The organism is Mesorhizobium sp. WSM3859 (assembly GCF_002295065.1).
Lineage (GTDB): Bacteria > Pseudomonadota > Alphaproteobacteria > Rhizobiales > Rhizobiaceae > Mesorhizobium.
Window position 1 is genome coordinate 226,649 of the sequence record NZ_NSGG01000002.1, and the last position, 16,745, is coordinate 243,393.

Consider the following 16,745-nt stretch of genomic DNA (forward strand, 5'->3'; position numbering starts at 1 on the left):
CTAAGCCTTCCGTTCCCACCGCCGATCCGGCGTCTGCTGCCAGTAGGTCACGGCGTGGCCGGCTTCCTTCATCGTCTTCCAATGGCCGCGAGCGGCTTCGAGCTGTGCCGCGTCATGGCCGTCGAAGAGGAAGACGGCACGCTCATAGCCGGAAAGCTCGGGCGGGCTTGCGCCATCGACCAGGAAGCGGATCTGCGCGGCGTTCTGGTTGCCCTCGCCCGTGGTGAGCAGGACCGGCTGCTCGGCCGGATAGGCCTCGCGGTCGGTGGCATGAGCCAGGAAGGAATCGTCGCGGAAAATCCACAGATGCTGGTCGAGCGCGTCGCGGCGCTCTTCCGTGCCGGTCTGCACCACCGCGCGCCAGCCGCGCTCGACGCTGCGCTCGAGCAGGCCCGGCAGCGCCTCCTCGAGCGTCGATTCGGTCAAATGATAGAACAGGATGTCGGCCATCCCTTACCCTTCGTAGTGATCGCGCACCAGCCTATCGAGCAGGCGCACGCCAAAACCCGATCCCCAGGACTGGTTGATCTCGCTGGACGGCGCGCCCATCGCGGTGCCGGCGATGTCGAGATGCGCCCAGGGCGTGTCCTTGACGAAACGCTGCAGGAACTGCGCCGCGATGATGGCGCCGCCATAGCGGCCGCCGATGTTCTTCATGTCGGCATTCTTGGAATCGATCAGCTTGTCGTATTCGGCGCCGAGCGGCATGCGCCACAGCCGTTCCTGTGATGCCTGGCCGGCGCCGAAAAGGCGGCCGGCAAGCTCGTCATTGTTGGAGAACAGGCCGGCATAATGCTGGCCGAGCGCGACCATGATGGCGCCGGTCAGCGTCGCCAGGTTCACCATGAATTTCGGCTTGAAGCGGTCATTGGCGTACCAGAGCGCGTCGGCCAGCACGAGACGGCCTTCGGCGTCAGTGTTGAGCACCTCAATCGTCTGGCCCGACATCGAGGTGACGATGTCGCCGGGGCGCTGGGCGTGGCCGTCGACGGCGTTCTCGACAAGGCCGATGACACCGACCACATTGGCCTTTGCCTTGCGCGCGGCGAGCGCATGGATCAGCCCGGTGACGGCGGCCGCACCGCCCATGTCGCCCTTCATGTCTTCCATGCCGGAGGCCGGCTTCATCGAATTGCCGCCGGTGTCGAAGGTGACACCCTTGCCGATGAAGGCAAGCGGCGCGTCCTTGGCCTTGCCGCCGTTCCAGCGCATCACCACCAGGCGGGCGCCGCGCGGCGAGCCTTGCGCCACGCCGAGCAGCGAGCCCATGCCGAGCTTCTTCATCTCCTTTTCGGTGAGGATCTCGACCTCGACGCCGAGGGCTTCGAGCGCCTTGACGCGCTCGGCGAAGTCGACAGGCCCCAGCGCATTGGCCGGCTCGTTGACGAGGTCGCGCGCCAGCAGCACGCCGTCGACCACCGCCTCCTCGCCGGCAAACACCTTCTTCGCGGCGGCCGGATCGGCGCAGTAGATCGTGACCTTGGCGGGCTTCGCCGCCTTCGCGTCGGATTGGCCGTCGTCCTTGTCCTTCCTAGTCTTGTATTTATCGAAGGCGTAGCTGCGCAGCAGGATGCCGGCGGCAAGGCTCGCCGCCTGGCGGCCGTCAGCCTGCAGTTCCGGCAGATCGAGGATGACGGCCACCTCGGTCGCCTTGCGCAGCGATGCGGTGACAGCGCCGCCGAGCTTCAGCCAGGCGTTGTCGTCGAGAGCCGACACCTTGCCGGCGCCGATCGCCACCAGCCGGTCGACGGACGTTCCTTCCGGCGCCAGCACCTCGACCGAGCTTGCGAACTTGCCGGAGAAATCGGCGACCGGAAACGCGCGAGCCAGCGCGCCGGCCGGATCGCAGGCCTTCGCCGCCTCGCCGAGCCCGCCGCCGTCGGCCGCGAGCACGAAGACGCTGCCCTTTTTCGGCGTGGCGAATTTGGCGAAAGAAATGGTAGGTCTCGACGTCATCAGGTCCTGCTTTCGGGGATGGCCGTAAGGTGCCGGCAAAGTTAAATCTTGGCGAGCAAGGGGGTTGGCAAGCGTGCGCGACATTTGGTCGTTTTCAGCCATTTGGCAAGACTTTGGCCGAAATCGCTGCCTATATCAGCGCCACCATAGACAAAGGATTCGCCTCGGATTCGCCTCGGCGCAATCTTAACTTGCTGCCGTAACCTGCTGTTAACCATCGATGTTTTGCATTTCTTATCCATTGGCGCGGACACTCCGTCGTGCCGGGGCACGCGGCGTGGGGCGACAAACCGGAGCGAGCCGCCTATGACCCAGTTGTGCGGGCGATGCCGGATGACTACCTTGTCGGCGGGCATGATGCCGTTCGGCAAAATCGAGAAAAGCCTTTCATGAAGGTCGTTGAACGCTACATCATGCGCCGCGCGCTGACGATGTTCCTCGCCGCGCTGGTCTGGACGCTGGCGATCGTGTGGACGACGCAGGTGCTGGCCAAGATCGACCTCGTCACCGACAACGGCCAGTCGGCGCTGACCTTCTTCGAGGTCGCGGCACTGATCATTCCCTCGATCATCCCGATCGTGGTGCCTTTCGCCCTGGTGGTGGCGGTGGCGCAGACGCTGAGCGCCATGAACACCGATTCGGAGCTCGCCGTGCTCAGCGCCGCGGGCGCCTCGCGCTGGACCATCGCGCGGCCGATCCTGCTGCTGGCAATCGCGGCTTGCGCCTTTTCCTTCATCGTCGACAACGCCATCGACCCTTATGCCCGGCAGAAGAACCGCCAGCTGGTGGCGGCTTCGCGCGCCGACCTCGTGTCGCTGATCATCCAGGAAGGCACGTTCCGCAAGATCGACGAGGGCCTCTACCTGCAGGTCGGCGAGCGGCTTCCCGGCAACCGGCTCGGCGGCATCTTCGTCGCCGATTCACGCGAGGAAGGCGCCAGCCTCACCTATTATGCCAAGAGCGGCAGCATCGTCGAAAAAGGCGACGAGAAGGTGCTGATGATGAATGACGGCGTCATCAACCGCAAATCGGTCACCGGCGACCTCTCTGTCATCCGCTTCACCTCCTACGCCTTCGACATGTCCGCCTTCATGTCGGCGGCGAACGACATCACGCTTTTGCCCAAGGACCGCACGACGGCGTATCTGCTCAACCCGGATCCCAATGACAGGATGTTCCAGCGCGAACCGGGCAGCTACCGGGCGGAGCTCAACCAGCGCTTTGCCGAGTGGTCCTATTCGCTGGTGTTCGCGCTGATCGCGCTGGCCGTCGCGGGCGATGCGCGCTCGCATCGCGAAGCGCGCATCAACCCGTTGATCACGGCGATCGCGATAGCGCTTTTCGTGCGATGGCTGGGCTTCTTCGCCGCCGGCAAGGCGGACAGGGTCTCGTACTATATTTATCTGCTCTACGGCATTCCGCTGATTGCGTCCGCGATTTCGATCTGGTTCATCGTCTCGTCGCGCACCATGGAATTGCCGGTCAGCTGGGCGGACTGGCTGACCAACCTCGCCAAGCGCACCAGCGACAACTGGACGGCATTCAAGCTGTGGCTTGCCCGGCGCACTTCCGGCCAGGGAGCCTGACCATGGGCTGGACGCTGGGCCGCTATTTCTTCTTCCGCTACGTCTCGATCACCTTCTGGTTCTTCCTGGGCCTGCTGGCGCTGGTGTTCCTGATCGATTTCACCGAACTTTCCGGCCGCACGACCGGGCTGCCGGGCTTCACCTATGGCACGGCCTTCGCCATTTCGGCGCTCAGGATGCCGATGATCATGCTGCAGACGGTGCCGTTCGTCGGGCTGTTCTCGGCAATGGCGACGCTTGTGTCGCTCAACCGCCGCTACGAGCTGGTGATCGCGCGCTCGGCCGGCGTTTCGGCCTGGCAGTTCCTGTTTCCGTGCTGCGTCGGCGCGCTGATGTTCGGCGTGCTGTCGGTGGCCGTGATGAACCCCATCGCCGCGCATGGCTTTTCCTGGTCCGAGCAGATGGAGAACGACCTCAGGGCCGGCAAATCGAATGCGGTCACCACCAACGTCACGCCTTGGCTCAGGCAGAAAACCGAATCAGGCGACACCATCATCGGCGCCCGCGCCATCCTCAATCAGGGCATGGAGATGGCGGACGCGGTGTTTTTCATCCTCGACCCGCAGGGCAACATCGCCGAGCGCAAGGACGCGGCCAGGGCCATCCTGCGCGACGGTTACTGGGAATTGCAGGACGTCAAGGTCTTCAAGGCGGGCAACATCCAGACGCTGGCGACCGACAAGGTGCCGACCAACCTCAAGCCGGAATTCGTTCAGGAACGCCTGGCGCGCCCGGAAACCATCCCTTTCTACGAGCTGCCGCGCAAGATCGAGGTTGCCCGTTCCTTCGGGCTCAAGGCCAACGCCTTCGCCATGCAATTTGATTCGCTGGTGGCGCTGCCGTTCCTTCTCGTCGCCATGACGCTGATTGCTGCAACAGTTTCAATGCGATTTGCGCGAATGGGGCAGTCGGCAACGATGATTCTGGGTGGCGTCTTGGCCGGCTTTCTGCTTTATGTCGTTTCGGTACTGGTCAAGGCATTCGGTGTAGCCGGATTCGTGCCTACGGTGGTGGCTGCATGGGTTCCGGTTGTCGTGGCTATGTTCTTTGGGGTGACCTTTCTGCTATACAAGGAAGACGGCTAGTGAGGGAGGCTGGATTGCGCAGCCATAGGCAGGCCGGTTTGGCACGCCTCTATGGGGCGACAGCCTTGGCATGTCTGTTCGCTTTCGCGGTGCCGACGGCACCTGCGCTGGCGCAGACTATCGCTGCCAAGCCCGTCCCGTCCGACACGCAGATGCTGCTAGCCGCCGATACGCTTGTCTATGACAACGACAAGCATACGGTGACGGCCGTCGGCGGCGTGCAGATCGACTATGGCGGCAACAAGCTGGTCGCCCAGCGCGTGGTGTACAACCGCGACACCAAGCGCCTCGTCGCCAGCGGCGCCGTCGAGATCATCAACAGCGACGGCACCAAGATCAATTCCGACCATATCGACATTACCGACGACTTCGCCGACGGGTTCACCAACGCGTTGCGCGTCGAGACGATCGACAAGGCCTATTTCGCCGCCGAGAGCGCCGAGCGCATGGGCGGCGTGCTGACCACCTTCCACAATGGCGTCTACACCGCCTGCGAGCCTTGCGAGGACCAGCCGGACAAAGCGCCGACCTGGCGCGTCAAGGCGCGCAAGATCATCTGGAACGGCGAGAAGAAGACGGTCCGCTTCGAAAATTCGAATTTCGAATTCTTCGGCTTCCCGCTTGCCTATCTACCCGCCTTCGAGATCGCCGACCCGACCGTGAAGCACAAGAGCGGCTTCCTGATCCCCGGCATCGTCTACAACGACCATCTCGGCGTCGGCGTCAAAGTCCCCTATTATCTCGCCCTGTCCCCGACCTATGATCTCACCGTCACCGGCAGCGGCTTTACCAAGCAGGGTTTCCTCGGCGAGGCCGAGTGGCGCCAGCGCTTCAACAACGGCGAATACACGCTGAAGATCGCGGGCATCAACCAGCAGGACCCGAACGCGTTTATCGGCACGGGCAACCGCTATGTCGTCGATTCGGGCGAACCGGGCGATCCGAACAAATTCCGCGGCATGATGGGCACCAAGGGCCAATTCGCCATCAACGAGCGCTGGGATTTCGGCTGGGACGTGCTGCTGCAGACCGACAAGGACTTCTCGCGCACCTACAACATCGACGGTTTCAACGATCTCGCCCACCAGTCGTCGATCTATCTGACCGGCTTGAGCGACCGCAATTATTTCGACGTCCGCGCCATGCGCTTCGAGGTGCAGGAAGAAACGCTCTCCAGCGATCCGACGGCCCGCGCGGCCAAGCAGCCCTGGGTGCTGCCGTCGCTCGACTATGCCTATATCCCCGACACGCCGTTGGCCGGCGGCCAGCTGTCGCTCAACGTCAACGCACGCGTGATCAGCCGCAACCGGCTGGATGCGGTGCTGGCTGATCCGCTCGTCAGCACGTCCGTCAACAACGTGCGCGGCATCGAAGGCGAATCGAGCCGGCTCACCGCCGAGGCCGAATGGAAGCGCACCTTCACCACCGACGGCGGCCTGCAGCTGACGCCGTTGCTCGCCTTCCGCGGCGACGCCGGCTATGTCAACGCCAATCAGGCTTCGCTCGATGCGGTCAACCAGATGGGCGCGAATCTCGGCGAGGACGTCGACATGCGTTCCTCGCTTGCCCGCTATATGGCGACCCTCGGCCTCGAGGCGCGGTGGCCGCTGCTGTTCTCGATGACCAGTTCCAGCCATATCCTGGAACCGACTGCGCAAGTCTTCGTGCGTCCGAACGAACAATATGTCGGCGGCCTGGCCGTCCCCAATGAAGACGCGCAGAGCTTCGTCTTCGACGCCACCACGCTGTTCGAGCGCGACAAATTCTCGGGCTATGACCGCATAGAAGGCGGCACGCGCGCCAATGTCGGCTTCCGGTATTCAGGCGCCTATGACAATGGCTGGGGGACGAACGCCATCTTCGGCCAGTCCTACCAGCTCGCGGGCGAGAACTCCTTCGCCGCGCCCGATCTCGTCAATGCCGGGGCCGAGTCCGGCCTGGACCAGCGGACCTCGGATTATGTCGGCCTTGTCGGCTTCAACAGCCCGAGCGGTTTCTCCGGTTCGGTGAGCGGGCGTTTCGACGAGCAGACACTCGAGGTCCGGCGCGCCGAAGTGAAGGCTGCCTATTCCAGCCTGCCGATATCGCTCAGCGCCAAATATGCCTTCATCGAGGCGCAGCCGCTCTATGGCTTCACCACCGACCGCCATGAAGTCACGCTCGGCGCCTCGACGCATCTGGCGCAGAACTGGCGGCTGTTCGGCACCGGCACCTACGACATCCAGAGCAACGTGCTGGTCAAGGACGGAGTCGGTTTCGCCTACAACGATTCCTGCTTCACCTACATCATGACCTATTCGCAGACACGCGACACCATCACCAGGGAAGTGTCGCAGAATATCGGCTTCAACCTGTCGTTCCGCACGCTGGGCGATTTCGGGTCGTCGACAAGCGCTGTCGATACCATCCAGTAACCGAAGCCGGCGCGCGGCCTGCGAGCCGGGCGCCGATGGTGCTTCGGTGTTGATTTGAAGCGTGAACCCCCGAAAATGCGATGATTCTCGGGGCCATGCGCTGGCGACATCGTTTCGCCGCATAGGAGAGGCATGGGGTCGGCTGTATCGCGCAGGCGTTCGGAGGACGCGCGGCGCTGTCGCGCCGACAAATTGGGGCGGGGAAATTGGAAGGTAAGATGAGGAAATACCTGTTTTCGGCAGGATTGGCGCTTCTGGTGGCGGCGACCTCGATTTCGGTCACGGCTGTTGTACAGCCAGCTTTCGCCGCCGAGATCAAATATGTCGTCAACGGCATACCGATCACCACCGGCGACATCGCGCACCGCGCCGCCTTCTTCAAGCTCCAGCACAAGAAAGGCGATGCCGGGCAGGAGATGATCGACCAGACGCTGCGGCTGGCCGAGGCCAAGCGGCTCGGCATCCGCATCACCGATGAGCAGGTCGACGCCGCCTACCAGCGCTTCGCCTCAAGCAACAAGATGCCGCTGGCCAAGCTCGACGCGATCATGAGCCAGTCGGGCGTCACCAAGGAACACTTCAAGGAATTCATCCGCGCCCAGATGGCCTGGAACCAGGCGCTCAGCGCGCGCTACCGCTCCGGCGAGGGCGGCTCGGTGACCGAGCAGGACGCCGTGCGGCGCATGCTCGACAAGGGCGGCAGCAAGCCGACGGCGACGGAGTACATGCTCCAGCAGGTGATCTTCGTGGTGCCGGCATCGGAGCGTGCCGCCACGCTCGCCAAGCGCAAGCGCGAGGCCGACGCCATGCGTGCCCGCTTCAGCGGCTGCAACACCACGCGCGAATTCGCCAAGGGTCTGATCGACGTCACCGTGCGCGATCTCGGCCGGGTGCTGGCGCCGCAATTGCCGACCGACTGGGCCGAGCAGATCAAGGCCACCAAGGTCGGCGGCGCGACACCGACCCGCGAGACCGAACGCGGCGTGGAATTCATCGGCATCTGCTCCTCGCGCGAGGTTTCCGACGACAAGGCCGCGCAGATGGTGTTCCAGGCCGAGGGCGGCAACGACAAGGACGCCGACGAGCTCAGCAAGAAATATGTCGCCGAGTTGCGCCAAAAGGCCAAGATCGTCGAACGCTAGAGCCGGAGACAAGGCCGGACCGACCTGAATCCGTCTCCCAGATCCGAGAAATGGAGCATGATGTCGTCCGAAAACCGCAGCACACTTTTCGGCGTCATGCTCTGAGCGACAAGCATGCGATACCGCAGTCAGCCCACCCAATGAGCGCGCGCAAGACCGATGCGCCGCTGGCGCTCAGTGTCGGCGACCCTTCGGGTGTCGGACCCGAGATCGCCATCGCCGCCTGGCAGGCGGGCGACAGCGCCGGGGTGCCACCCTTCTATCTCATCGCCGACCCCGCCCTGATCGAAGCCCGCGCCCGCCTTGTCGGCGCAAATGTGACGGTTGCCGAGACGTTGCCCGGACAGGCCGCGCATCATTTCGCCCGCGTGCTCCCCGTCGTGCCGCTTCATGCGCGCCATGTCGACAGCCCCGGAGAGCCGGATCCGGCCAATGCCGCCGGCACCATCGAAGCCATCGATCGTGCCGTCGCCGACTGTCTCGCCGGCAGCGCCGCCGCGGTGGTCACCTGTCCGATCGCCAAGAAGCCGCTTTACGATGCGGGATTCGGCTTTCCCGGCCACACTGAATATCTGGCGCATCTGGCTTCGCGCCACACCGGCAAGGAGGTCACGCCGGTGATGCTGCTGGCCGGACCCGATCTGCGCACCGTTCCGGTGACCATCCATATCCCCCTGGCCGAAGTGCCGAAAGTGCTCACCACGGAGCTGATCGTCGCCGTCGCGCGCATCACCGCCGCCGATCTCAAGAGCCGCTTCGGCATCGCGCGGCCGAGGCTTGCCATCGCCGGGCTCAACCCGCATGCCGGCGAAGGCGGCGCCATGGGCCAGGAGGATGCGGCAATCGTCGCCCCGGCTGTCGAGATGCTAAAGGCGGAAGGCATCGACGCAGTCGGACCGCTGCCGGCCGACACGATGTTTCATCCACGCGCGCGCGCCTTCTATGACGCGGCGCTGTGCATGTATCACGACCAGGCGCTAATCCCGGCCAAGACCTTGGCCTTCGACGAGGCGGTCAATGTGACGCTGGGCCTGCCCTTCATCCGCACCTCGCCGGACCACGGCACCGCCTTCGATATCGCCGGCAGGGGCATTGCCCGCGCCGACAGCCTGATCGCGGCGCTCAGGCTGGCACGCCGGCTGGCCGACAGCGGCCGGCAGGCCGCAGCCGCGTGAGGACCCGTTGAACGGGCGAACCACGATCGACGGGTTGCCGCCGTTGCGTGCGGTGATCGAGCGCCACGGCCTGCAGGCCAAGAAGACGCTCGGGCAGAATTTCCTGCTCGACCTCAACCTGACAGGCAAGATCGCCCGCGCCGCCGGCGATCTCGGCGAGGCCACCGTGATCGAGGTCGGCCCAGGCCCGGGCGGGCTGACGCGGGCGCTGCTGTTCAACGGCGCGCGACGCGTGATCGCCATCGAGCGCGACGAGCGCTGCCTCGAAGCGCTGGCCGAGGTTTCCAGCCACTATCCCGGTCGCCTGGAGGTCATTCCCGGCGATGCGCTGAAAACGGATTTTGCCGCGCTTGCCGGCACGGCGAATGGCGGGCCGGTGAAGATCGCGGCCAACCTGCCCTACAATATCGGCACCGAGCTTCTAATCCGCTGGCTGACAGTGGCCGAGTGGCCGCCGTTCTACCAGTCGATGACGCTGATGTTCCAGCGCGAGGTGGCGGAGCGCATCACGGCGGGTCCGGGCAGCGACGCCTATGGCCGGCTCGGCGTGCTGGCCGGCTGGCGCACCGAGGCGAAAATCGCCTTCGACGTGCCGCCGCAGGCTTTCACACCGCCGCCCAAGGTCACCTCCTCCGTCGTGCATCTGGTGCCGCGCTCGTCGCCCCTGCCCGTCGACGGCAAAAAGCTCGGCCGCGTCACCGAGGCGGCCTTCGGCCAGCGCCGCAAGATGCTCAGGCAAAGCGTGAAAAGCCTGGGCGGCGAGGCGCTCCTCACCCGCGCCGGCATCGACCCGACGCGGCGGGCGGAAACGCTCAGCGTGGAAGAGTTTGTACGGCTGACCATCGCGGTGTAGCCGTTAGCGCGCAAGCGGGAGGAAAGGCTGGGAGGCCCTCGCGCCCGCGCTTCAGCTTCTGCATCAAGCCCACTGATCCGATATAGCAGCTGGCATTTGTCATTCAAATGCATTACATTGACGACCAAGGAGATTGCCAATGCCAGCGAATGCACTCGTTCAGACGCGGATCGATTCCGATATCCGGGATCGGGCTTCGGCGGTGCTCGAAAGTATGGGACTTACGGTTTCAGATGCTGTCCGGATACTTCTTACCCGAACCGCCAACGAGGGTGTGCTGCCCATCGATCTGCTCGCAAACAGCGAGGCGTACGATGCGTGGTTTCGTACCAAAGTGCGCGAGGCGCTGGACGACACCAGACCCGACATCCCTGACGAACAAGTCGAGGCGCATTTCTCTGAACGACGCGCTGCAGCGCGTCGCAAGCTCAATGAGCCTAAATCTTGAAGATCGTCTGGTCGGCATTCGCTCTTTCTGATCGCGACGGGATATTCACGCATATTGAGACTGACAACCCTGCCGCCGCGATCACGATCGATGAGCGGATTGTAACCGCGACAGGTCGTCTCCGTGACTTTCCCGAGAGCGGCAGGACCGGCAGGCTTGCAGGAACAAGGGAGCTTGTCATCGTCGGCACGCCATATGTCGCGGTCTACCAGGTAGCCGAGGGCAGGATTCGAATCCTGCGTGTGCTTCACGGGGCGCAGAGTTGGCCGGACGATCCCACAGACAGTTGACGCTATTCCGCTTGTCCGGCCTGCCTCACCCCGTCTTCTCGTCCAGCAATCCTGAAATGAAGTCGAACAGGCCAGGCCGCCTGTCGCGCCGAAGTCGCTCCGCCGCGACGATGGCGCGGACCTCGGCGAAGGCACGGTCGAGATCGTCGTTGACGATGACGAAGTCGTATTCCTTCCAATGCTCGATCTCGAGGCGAGCGTTCTTCAGCCGGGTCTCGATGACGGATTCCTGGTCCTCGGCGCGGCGCTTCAGGCGCGCCTTCAATTCCTTCATCGACGGCGGCAGGATGAAGATCGAGACGATGTCGGCGCGCATCTTTTCCTTGAGCTGCTGGGCGCCTTGCCAGTCGATGTCGAACAGCATGTCGCGGCCTTCGGCCAGCGCGATTTCCGCCGGCTCGCGCGGCGTCGCATAGCAATTGCCGTGCACCTCCGCCCATTCGAGCAGCGCGTCGGAATCGCGCAGCCGCTCGAACTCGCGCATGGAGCGGAAATGATAGTGGACGCCTTCGATCTCCGAACCGCGGCGCGGCCTTGTCGTGACGGAGACCGAAAGCTCAAGGCTTGGATCGCTCTCCAGAAGGTTGCGCGCGATCGTCGACTTGCCGGCGCCCGACGGCGACGACAGCACCAGCATCAGTCCGCGGCGGCGGATGCGGGACCCCAGATCCCTGGCGGCCGTCGGCTCCTTGGCAACCATTCCCGTCACTCCAGATTCTGGACCTGTTCGCGAAACTGGTCGACCACCGCCTTGAGCTCCAGACCGATCGCGGTGACTGCGGCGGCGTTCGACTTGGAGCACAAGGTATTCGATTCGCGATTGAATTCCTGCGCCAGAAAATCGAGCTTGCGACCAATGGCGCCGCCGCCCTTGAGCAGCGTCCGCGCCGAAGCGACATGCGTCGTCAGCCGGTCGATCTCCTCGCGGATGTCGGCCTTGGTGGCGAGGAAGGCTGCCTCCTGGTGCAGCCGGACGGCATCGAGATTGGCCGAGGCATCCATCAACAGGCGTACCTGCTCCGTGATGCGCTCGCGGATGGCCGCCGGCTCGCGCGACGGGTCGGCTTCGGCCTTCAACGTCAGCGCCTCGATCGCGTCGATATGGCCGGAAAGCAGCGCGCCAAGTGCTGCGCCCTCGCCTTGCCGCGCCTGCTCCAGCCCGGCGAGCGCTGCCTCGAGCGCCGACAGGATCGCGGCATCAAGAGCCGCGCGCTCCTCCTCGGTCTCCATCGTCTCGGGAATGTCGAGCACGCCGCGAAGCGAGAGCAGCCCGTCGGCGGTGGCGGGCTCGGTGCCGAACTGCTCCTGCAAGCGCTTCGCCAGCCCCGCCAGGTCCTTGAGGAACGCCTCGTTGACCACCGGCTGGGCCTGCCTGGCCGCGGCGCGGCCGACAGTCAATGTCGCCTGGAAATTGCCGCGCGCGAAACGCTTCTGAACGGTCTGCCGGACGGCGGTCTCCAGCCGGTCGAAACCCTGCGGCAACCTCAGCCGAACCTCGGCGCTCTTGCCGTTCACCGATTTCACCTCCCAGGCGATCGACGTGCCATCGCTTTCGGCGGCGGATCGCGCGAAACCGGTCATGCTTTGCAGGTTCATTGTGCCTGTCATCCCCTGTCGCAGGCCAACGCACGCGGCCCGGCGCTACACGCCCCAAAAAATCGCCGGACGATCGGCCGGCGCTCCCTCAAAACATGAATATGGCGTCGCGTCAAAGGACGCGTGCGGCACGCTTATTGAGCCGCGTCGCCGCCCGCATCGCCGTTTTCGCCGCTGGCGCCATTGTCGCCGGCGTCGCCACTGTCGGTATTGCCGTCGGGAGCGGCCGGGGCCGTCGTCTGGCCGGAAGCCTTGGCGGCGTCATCCGCCTGCTTCTTCTGCAGCGCCCGATAGCGGGCGACATTCTGGTTGTGCTCTTCCAGCGTCGCGGCAAAGACGTGGCCGCCATTGCCGTCGGCGACGAAATAAAGATCGTCGGTCTTCGACGGATTGGCGACCGCTTCGAGCGCCGCGCGGCCCGGATTGGCGATCGGCGTCGGCGGCAGGCCCTTGATCAGATAGGTGTTGTAAGGCGTCTGCTTGTCGATGTCGGACTGATAGATCGGCCGGTCGGTGGGTTTGCCCTTGCCGCCGAACAGGCCGTAGATGATGGTTGGATCGGATTGCAGCCGCATGCCCTTGGCCAGCCGGTTGAGGAAGACAGCGGCAACGCGCGAGCGTTCGTCGCTCCTGCCCGTTTCCTTCTCCACGATCGAGGCCAGCGTGACGAAATCATCGATGTTGGCGATCGGCAGGTCGGGCGCGCGATGCGACCAGACATCCTCGACCAGCTTCTTCTGATCGGCGACAAGCTTGTCGATCATCTGCTGGCGGGTGGCGCCGCGGGTGAAGCGCATCGTGTCGGTCGCGATGCTTCCCTCGGGCGGCAAGGTCGCCGGCATGTCGCCGGTGAGCGCTTCCTGATCGGCCACGCGCTGCAACGCCTGCTCGACCGTCAGCCCCTCGGGGATGGTGAGCGAGTACATCACCGACTTGCCGCTCTTGAAGAGCTCCATGATGTCGCGCATCGAGGCGCGCGGCTTGATGGCGTATTCACCGGCCTTCAGGGCCGATTCATTGCCGGTGGCGCGCACGCCGAGGCGGAAGATGCGGGCATCGCTGATCAGGCTGCGGCGTTCCAGCTGATCGGCGATCTCCTGCACACCGGTGTTCGGCTTGATCATGAAGGTGTCGCCATTGGCGGACGGACCGGGCTCGACAAATGCCTGCATGCCGAAATAAAGCGCGGCCCCCGAGGCGAGCACGAGAAGGATCGCCACGGACAGGAAGAAATTCAGGAACACCACGACCTGGCTGCGCGAGGCGCGCGAGCGCTTCGACGGCGGCGGCGTGCCTGCTTCCGGGCGCAATGCCTCGGCCGCCGTCTTGGGCACGATCGGGCCCTTCGTGCCTTGCCGTCCGAATTCCCCGTCGCTCGGATTAGTGTTCATGACGCCCTGCCGTCTGATCTTGCAACGAATCCCTCGCCGAAAAGCTAGGGGCGAATTTGGCAAAAATGACGGCAGTTGGCGGACTGCCGATTAGTCTGTCTCTGAGCAAACCGTGAGGGGAAGCCACGCACTCCGCGTGGGACTGCTCCGGTTGCTACTCAGCCATTGTAGCGCTGGAACACGAGCGAGGCGTTGGTGCCGCCGAAACCGAAGGAATTCGACAGCGCGACATCGATCTGGCGCTGGCGCGGCTTGTTCGGCACGAGATCGATCGCCGTCTCGCGTTCCGGATTGTCGAGGTTGATCGTGGCGGGGGCGATGTTATCGCGGATGGCGAGGATCGAGAAGATCGCTTCCGCGGCACCTGCGGCGCCCAGCAGATGGCCGACTGACGACTTTGTCGACGACATCGAGATCTTCGAGGCGGCATTGCCGACCAGGCGCTCGACCGCGCCAAGCTCGATCGTGTCGGCCATGGTCGAGGTGCCATGGGCATTGATGTAATCGACATCGGCCGGCGAAAGCTTCGCCCGGTTCAGCGCCGCCGTCATGCAGCGGAAAGCGCCGTCGCCGTCCTCGGCGGGAGCGGTAATGTGGTAGGCGTCGCCCGTCAGCCCGTAGCCGGTGACTTCGGCGTAGATCTTGGCGCCGCGCGCCTTGGCGTGCTCGAGCTCTTCCAGCACGACGACTCCGGCGCCCTCGCCCATGACGAAGCCGTCGCGGTCGCGATCATAGGGACGCGAAGCGGTCTCCGGCGCATCGTTGCGGTCGGTGGAGAGCGCGCGACAGGCGGCGAAACCGGCAATCGACAGCCGGGTGACCGGCGCCTCGGCGCCGCCCGCCACCATGACGTCGGCATCGCCCCACATGATCAGCCGGGCCGCGTCGCCAATGGCGTGCGCGCCGGTCGAGCAGGCGGTGACGACCGCGTGGTTCGGGCCTTTCAGGCCGTGACGGATAGAGACCTGGCCCGAGACCAGGTTGATGATCTGCCCGGGGATGAAGAAGGGGCTGATGCGGCGCGGGCCGCGATCCTTGAGGATCATCGCGTTTTCGGCGATGCCGTCGATGCCGCCGATGCCGGAGCCGATCAGCACGCCGGTGGCGCACTGATCCACATGCGTCTCAGGCTTCCAGCCGGAATCGGCCAGCGCCTCGTCGGCGGCCGCGATGCCGTAAAGGATGAAGTCGCCGATCTTGCGCAGTTCCTTCGGCTCGAGCACGGCCTCCGGATTGAAGGTGCCGTTCGAGCCGTCGCCGCGCGGGATGATGTGGGCGATCTTGCAGGCAAGATCGTCCACCTCGAACTCGGTGACGCGCCGGCAGGCGCTGCGGCCGGAAAGCAATTCCCGCCAGCTGTGCTCGACGCCCATGCCGAAAGGCGAAAGCAGGCCAAGGCCCGTGACGACGACACGCCTCATCGCAGGTCCTCCCCGGTTATGCCTGCGAAAGAGCTCAGGCCGAGGCCTTGTCGATATACTTCACGGCGTCGCCGACGGTGAGGATGGTCTCGGCGGCATCATCGGGAATCTCGACGCCGAACTCTTCTTCGAACGCCATGACGAGTTCGACCGTGTCGAGGCTGTCCGCGCCCAGGTCGTCGATGAAGCTCGCCTGCTCCGTCACCTTGTCGGCATCGACGCCGAGATGCTCGATGACGATCTTCTTGACGCGCTCTGCGGTGTCACTCATTTGGGCAATCCTCGTCTTATGTTGTCTATCTTCGTTAGCGGGCGGAATGCCGCTAATCAAGCTGAAAGATGGTCTTGCGGGCAACGCAACGCCACAGGACCGGTTTTTGCCCGAACCGCCGGGATGCGGGCCGCATTACACGAAAAATGACGGGCGTCCAAGCCGAAATGGCTGTTTTCACAGGCGTCCGGGGCTTGGCCGCCGGGGTGTGTCGAGATTCAGGTCAGGCCGAGCCGAAAATGGTGGCTTTCGAGAACCGGAGCGGAGCGGACATCGAGTCCGTGAGCACCGGAAGCGCAGAAAGCCACCGTTTGCAGGCCGGCATCACCTGAATATCGACATGCCCTAGATCATCGCCATGCCGCCATTCACATGAATGGTCTGGCCGGTGACGTAAGCCGCCTCGTTGGAAGCAAGGTAGGCGACGGCGGACGCGACCTCGGCGCTGGTGCCCATGCGCCTTGTCGGGATGGCGGCCATGATCGTCTCTTTCTGCTTGTCGTTGAGCTTGTCGGTCATGGCCGATTCGATGAAGCCCGGGGCGACGCAGTTGACGGTGATGTTGCGGGTGGCGATCTCCTGCGCCAGCGACTTGGAAAAGCCGATCATGCCGGCCTTGGAGGCGCAGTAATTGGTCTGGCCGGGATTGCCGGTGACGCCGACCACCGAGGTGATGTTGATGATGCGGCCATGGCGGCGGCGCATCATCGGATGGGTCAACTCGCGTGTCAGCCGGAACACGGCGGTCAGGTTGACCTCGATCACGCTGTCCCAATCGGCATCCGACATGCGCACGAAGAGACCGTCCTTGGTGATGCCGGCATTGTTGACCAGGATATCGACGCCTTCGAGATCCGCCTCCGCCTTCTGTCCCAGCGCCTTGACCGCGTCGCGGTCGGTCAAATCAGCCGGAAACAGCTTTACGCGGTCGCCAAGCTCGCCTGCCAACGCTTCCAGCTTCTCCACGCGCGTGCCATGCAGGCCGACGATGGCGCCCTGGCTGTGCAGCACCCTGGCGATCGCCTCGCCGATGCCTCCCGATGCGCCGGTGACGAGCGCCTTGCGGCCGGTCAGTTCGAACATTTTTCTCTCCTGATCTCAGAGAGGCACCCTTGGC

Annotated in this window: 16 protein-coding genes; 8 read left to right on the top strand and 8 right to left on the bottom strand. The window is 64.4% G+C overall.

The genetic code is table 11. The annotated features are described in order from the left end of the window. Window positions 1-450 (bottom strand): DNA polymerase III subunit chi, encoded by a 450-nt coding sequence (locus CK230_RS04890; protein WP_095816062.1) that lies wholly within the window; start codon window positions 448-450, stop codon window positions 1-3. A gap of 3 nt (window positions 451-453) precedes the next feature. Next, the gene (locus CK230_RS04895) at window positions 454-1,956 is read right to left on the bottom strand and encodes a leucyl aminopeptidase (RefSeq protein WP_095816063.1); all 1,503 of its coding nucleotides are present in this window, start codon (window positions 1,954-1,956) and stop codon (window positions 454-456) included. 389 nt (window positions 1,957-2,345) lie between these two features. On the opposite strand from CK230_RS04895, the gene lptF reads away from it, so the two are divergent. The 8 genes from lptF to CK230_RS04935 all read left to right on the top strand — a co-directional run bounded on the left by lptF (window position 2,346) and on the right by CK230_RS04935 (window position 10,949). After that, window positions 2,346-3,542: an LPS export ABC transporter permease LptF gene (gene lptF / locus CK230_RS04900; protein WP_095816430.1), complete on the top strand. Its 1,197-nt coding sequence runs from the start codon at window positions 2,346-2,348 to the stop codon at window positions 3,540-3,542. Between the two features lie 2 nt (window positions 3,543-3,544). Next, window positions 3,545-4,627 (top strand): LPS export ABC transporter permease LptG, encoded by a 1,083-nt coding sequence (lptG, locus tag CK230_RS04905; RefSeq protein ID WP_095816064.1) that lies wholly within the window; start codon window positions 3,545-3,547, stop codon window positions 4,625-4,627. Beyond that, a complete protein-coding gene (locus CK230_RS04910; protein ID WP_176480015.1) occupies window positions 4,627-7,041 on the top strand; it encodes an LPS-assembly protein LptD in 2,415 nt (804 codons plus the stop codon). The genes lptG and CK230_RS04910 overlap by 1 nt, the downstream gene beginning before the upstream one ends. Window positions 7,042-7,259: 218 nt before the next feature. Further along, on the top strand, window positions 7,260-8,183 hold the full coding sequence (locus tag CK230_RS04915; protein WP_095816065.1) for a peptidylprolyl isomerase: 924 nt from the start codon (window positions 7,260-7,262) through the stop codon (window positions 8,181-8,183). A 140-nt stretch (window positions 8,184-8,323) separates the two neighbouring features. Continuing rightward, the gene (pdxA, locus tag CK230_RS04920) at window positions 8,324-9,358 is read left to right on the top strand and encodes a 4-hydroxythreonine-4-phosphate dehydrogenase PdxA (RefSeq protein WP_095816066.1); all 1,035 of its coding nucleotides are present in this window, start codon (window positions 8,324-8,326) and stop codon (window positions 9,356-9,358) included. Window positions 9,359-9,365: 7 nt separating this feature from the next. Continuing rightward, a complete protein-coding gene (rsmA, locus tag CK230_RS04925; RefSeq protein WP_095816067.1) occupies window positions 9,366-10,211 on the top strand; it encodes a 16S rRNA (adenine(1518)-N(6)/adenine(1519)-N(6))-dimethyltransferase RsmA in 846 nt (281 codons plus the stop codon). A 139-nt stretch (window positions 10,212-10,350) separates the two neighbouring features. Then, a complete protein-coding gene (locus tag CK230_RS04930; protein ID WP_095816068.1) occupies window positions 10,351-10,659 on the top strand; it encodes a type II toxin-antitoxin system RelB/DinJ family antitoxin in 309 nt (102 codons plus the stop codon). Next, the gene (locus CK230_RS04935) at window positions 10,656-10,949 is read left to right on the top strand and encodes a type II toxin-antitoxin system RelE/ParE family toxin (RefSeq protein ID WP_095816069.1); all 294 of its coding nucleotides are present in this window, start codon (window positions 10,656-10,658) and stop codon (window positions 10,947-10,949) included. The genes CK230_RS04930 and CK230_RS04935 overlap by 4 nt, the downstream gene beginning before the upstream one ends. Before the next feature lie 25 nt (window positions 10,950-10,974). Here CK230_RS04935 and gmk read toward each other — a convergent pair whose 3' ends face one another. The 6 genes from gmk to fabG form a co-directional block, all read right to left on the bottom strand. Further along, on the bottom strand, window positions 10,975-11,649 hold the full coding sequence (gene gmk / locus CK230_RS04940; RefSeq protein ID WP_095816070.1) for a guanylate kinase: 675 nt from the start codon (window positions 11,647-11,649) through the stop codon (window positions 10,975-10,977). Window positions 11,650-11,654: 5 nt separating this feature from the next. Next, window positions 11,655-12,545: a YicC/YloC family endoribonuclease gene (locus CK230_RS04945; protein ID WP_095816071.1), complete on the bottom strand. Its 891-nt coding sequence runs from the start codon at window positions 12,543-12,545 to the stop codon at window positions 11,655-11,657. 134 nt (window positions 12,546-12,679) lie between these two features. Next, entirely contained in the window at window positions 12,680-13,936 is a 1,257-nt protein-coding gene (mltG, locus tag CK230_RS04950) for an endolytic transglycosylase MltG (RefSeq protein WP_095816072.1), read from the bottom strand. Window positions 13,937-14,094: 158 nt separating this feature from the next. After that, entirely contained in the window at window positions 14,095-15,357 is a 1,263-nt protein-coding gene (gene fabF / locus CK230_RS04955; RefSeq protein WP_095816073.1) for a beta-ketoacyl-ACP synthase II, read from the bottom strand. A 34-nt stretch (window positions 15,358-15,391) separates the two neighbouring features. Beyond that, entirely contained in the window at window positions 15,392-15,628 is a 237-nt protein-coding gene (locus CK230_RS04960; RefSeq protein WP_006203723.1) for an acyl carrier protein, read from the bottom strand. Window positions 15,629-15,973: 345 nt separating this feature from the next. After that, window positions 15,974-16,711, bottom strand: a complete 738-nt coding sequence (gene fabG / locus CK230_RS04970) for a 3-oxoacyl-[acyl-carrier-protein] reductase (RefSeq protein ID WP_042637932.1) — start codon at window positions 16,709-16,711, stop codon at window positions 15,974-15,976. Between the last annotated feature and the right edge of the window lie 34 nt (window positions 16,712-16,745).

Excerpts from the sequence above, each read along its gene's own strand:
- fabF (WP_095816073.1), bottom strand. The coding sequence starts at position 15,357 with ATGAGGCGTGTCGTCGTCACGGGCCTTGGCCTGCTTTCGCCTTTCGGC.
- mltG (WP_095816072.1), bottom strand. The coding sequence starts at position 13,936 with ATGAACACTAATCCGAGCGACGGGGAATTCGGACGGCAAGGCACGAAG.
- CK230_RS04960 (WP_006203723.1), bottom strand. The coding sequence starts at position 15,628 with ATGAGTGACACCGCAGAGCGCGTCAAGAAGATCGTCATCGAGCATCTC.
- CK230_RS04930 (WP_095816068.1), top strand. The coding sequence starts at position 10,351 with ATGCCAGCGAATGCACTCGTTCAGACGCGGATCGATTCCGATATCCGG.
- pdxA (WP_095816066.1), top strand. The coding sequence starts at position 8,324 with ATGAGCGCGCGCAAGACCGATGCGCCGCTGGCGCTCAGTGTCGGCGAC.
- gmk (WP_095816070.1), bottom strand. The coding sequence starts at position 11,649 with ATGGTTGCCAAGGAGCCGACGGCCGCCAGGGATCTGGGGTCCCGCATC.
- fabG (WP_042637932.1), bottom strand. The coding sequence starts at position 16,711 with ATGTTCGAACTGACCGGCCGCAAGGCGCTCGTCACCGGCGCATCGGGA.
- CK230_RS04890 (WP_095816062.1), bottom strand. The coding sequence starts at position 450 with ATGGCCGACATCCTGTTCTATCATTTGACCGAATCGACGCTCGAGGAG.
- CK230_RS04915 (WP_095816065.1), top strand. The coding sequence starts at position 7,260 with ATGAGGAAATACCTGTTTTCGGCAGGATTGGCGCTTCTGGTGGCGGCG.
- CK230_RS04945 (WP_095816071.1), bottom strand. The coding sequence starts at position 12,545 with ATGAACCTGCAAAGCATGACCGGTTTCGCGCGATCCGCCGCCGAAAGC.
- CK230_RS04895 (WP_095816063.1), bottom strand. The coding sequence starts at position 1,956 with ATGACGTCGAGACCTACCATTTCTTTCGCCAAATTCGCCACGCCGAAA.
- lptF (WP_095816430.1), top strand. The coding sequence starts at position 2,346 with ATGAAGGTCGTTGAACGCTACATCATGCGCCGCGCGCTGACGATGTTC.
- lptG (WP_095816064.1), top strand. The coding sequence starts at position 3,545 with ATGGGCTGGACGCTGGGCCGCTATTTCTTCTTCCGCTACGTCTCGATC.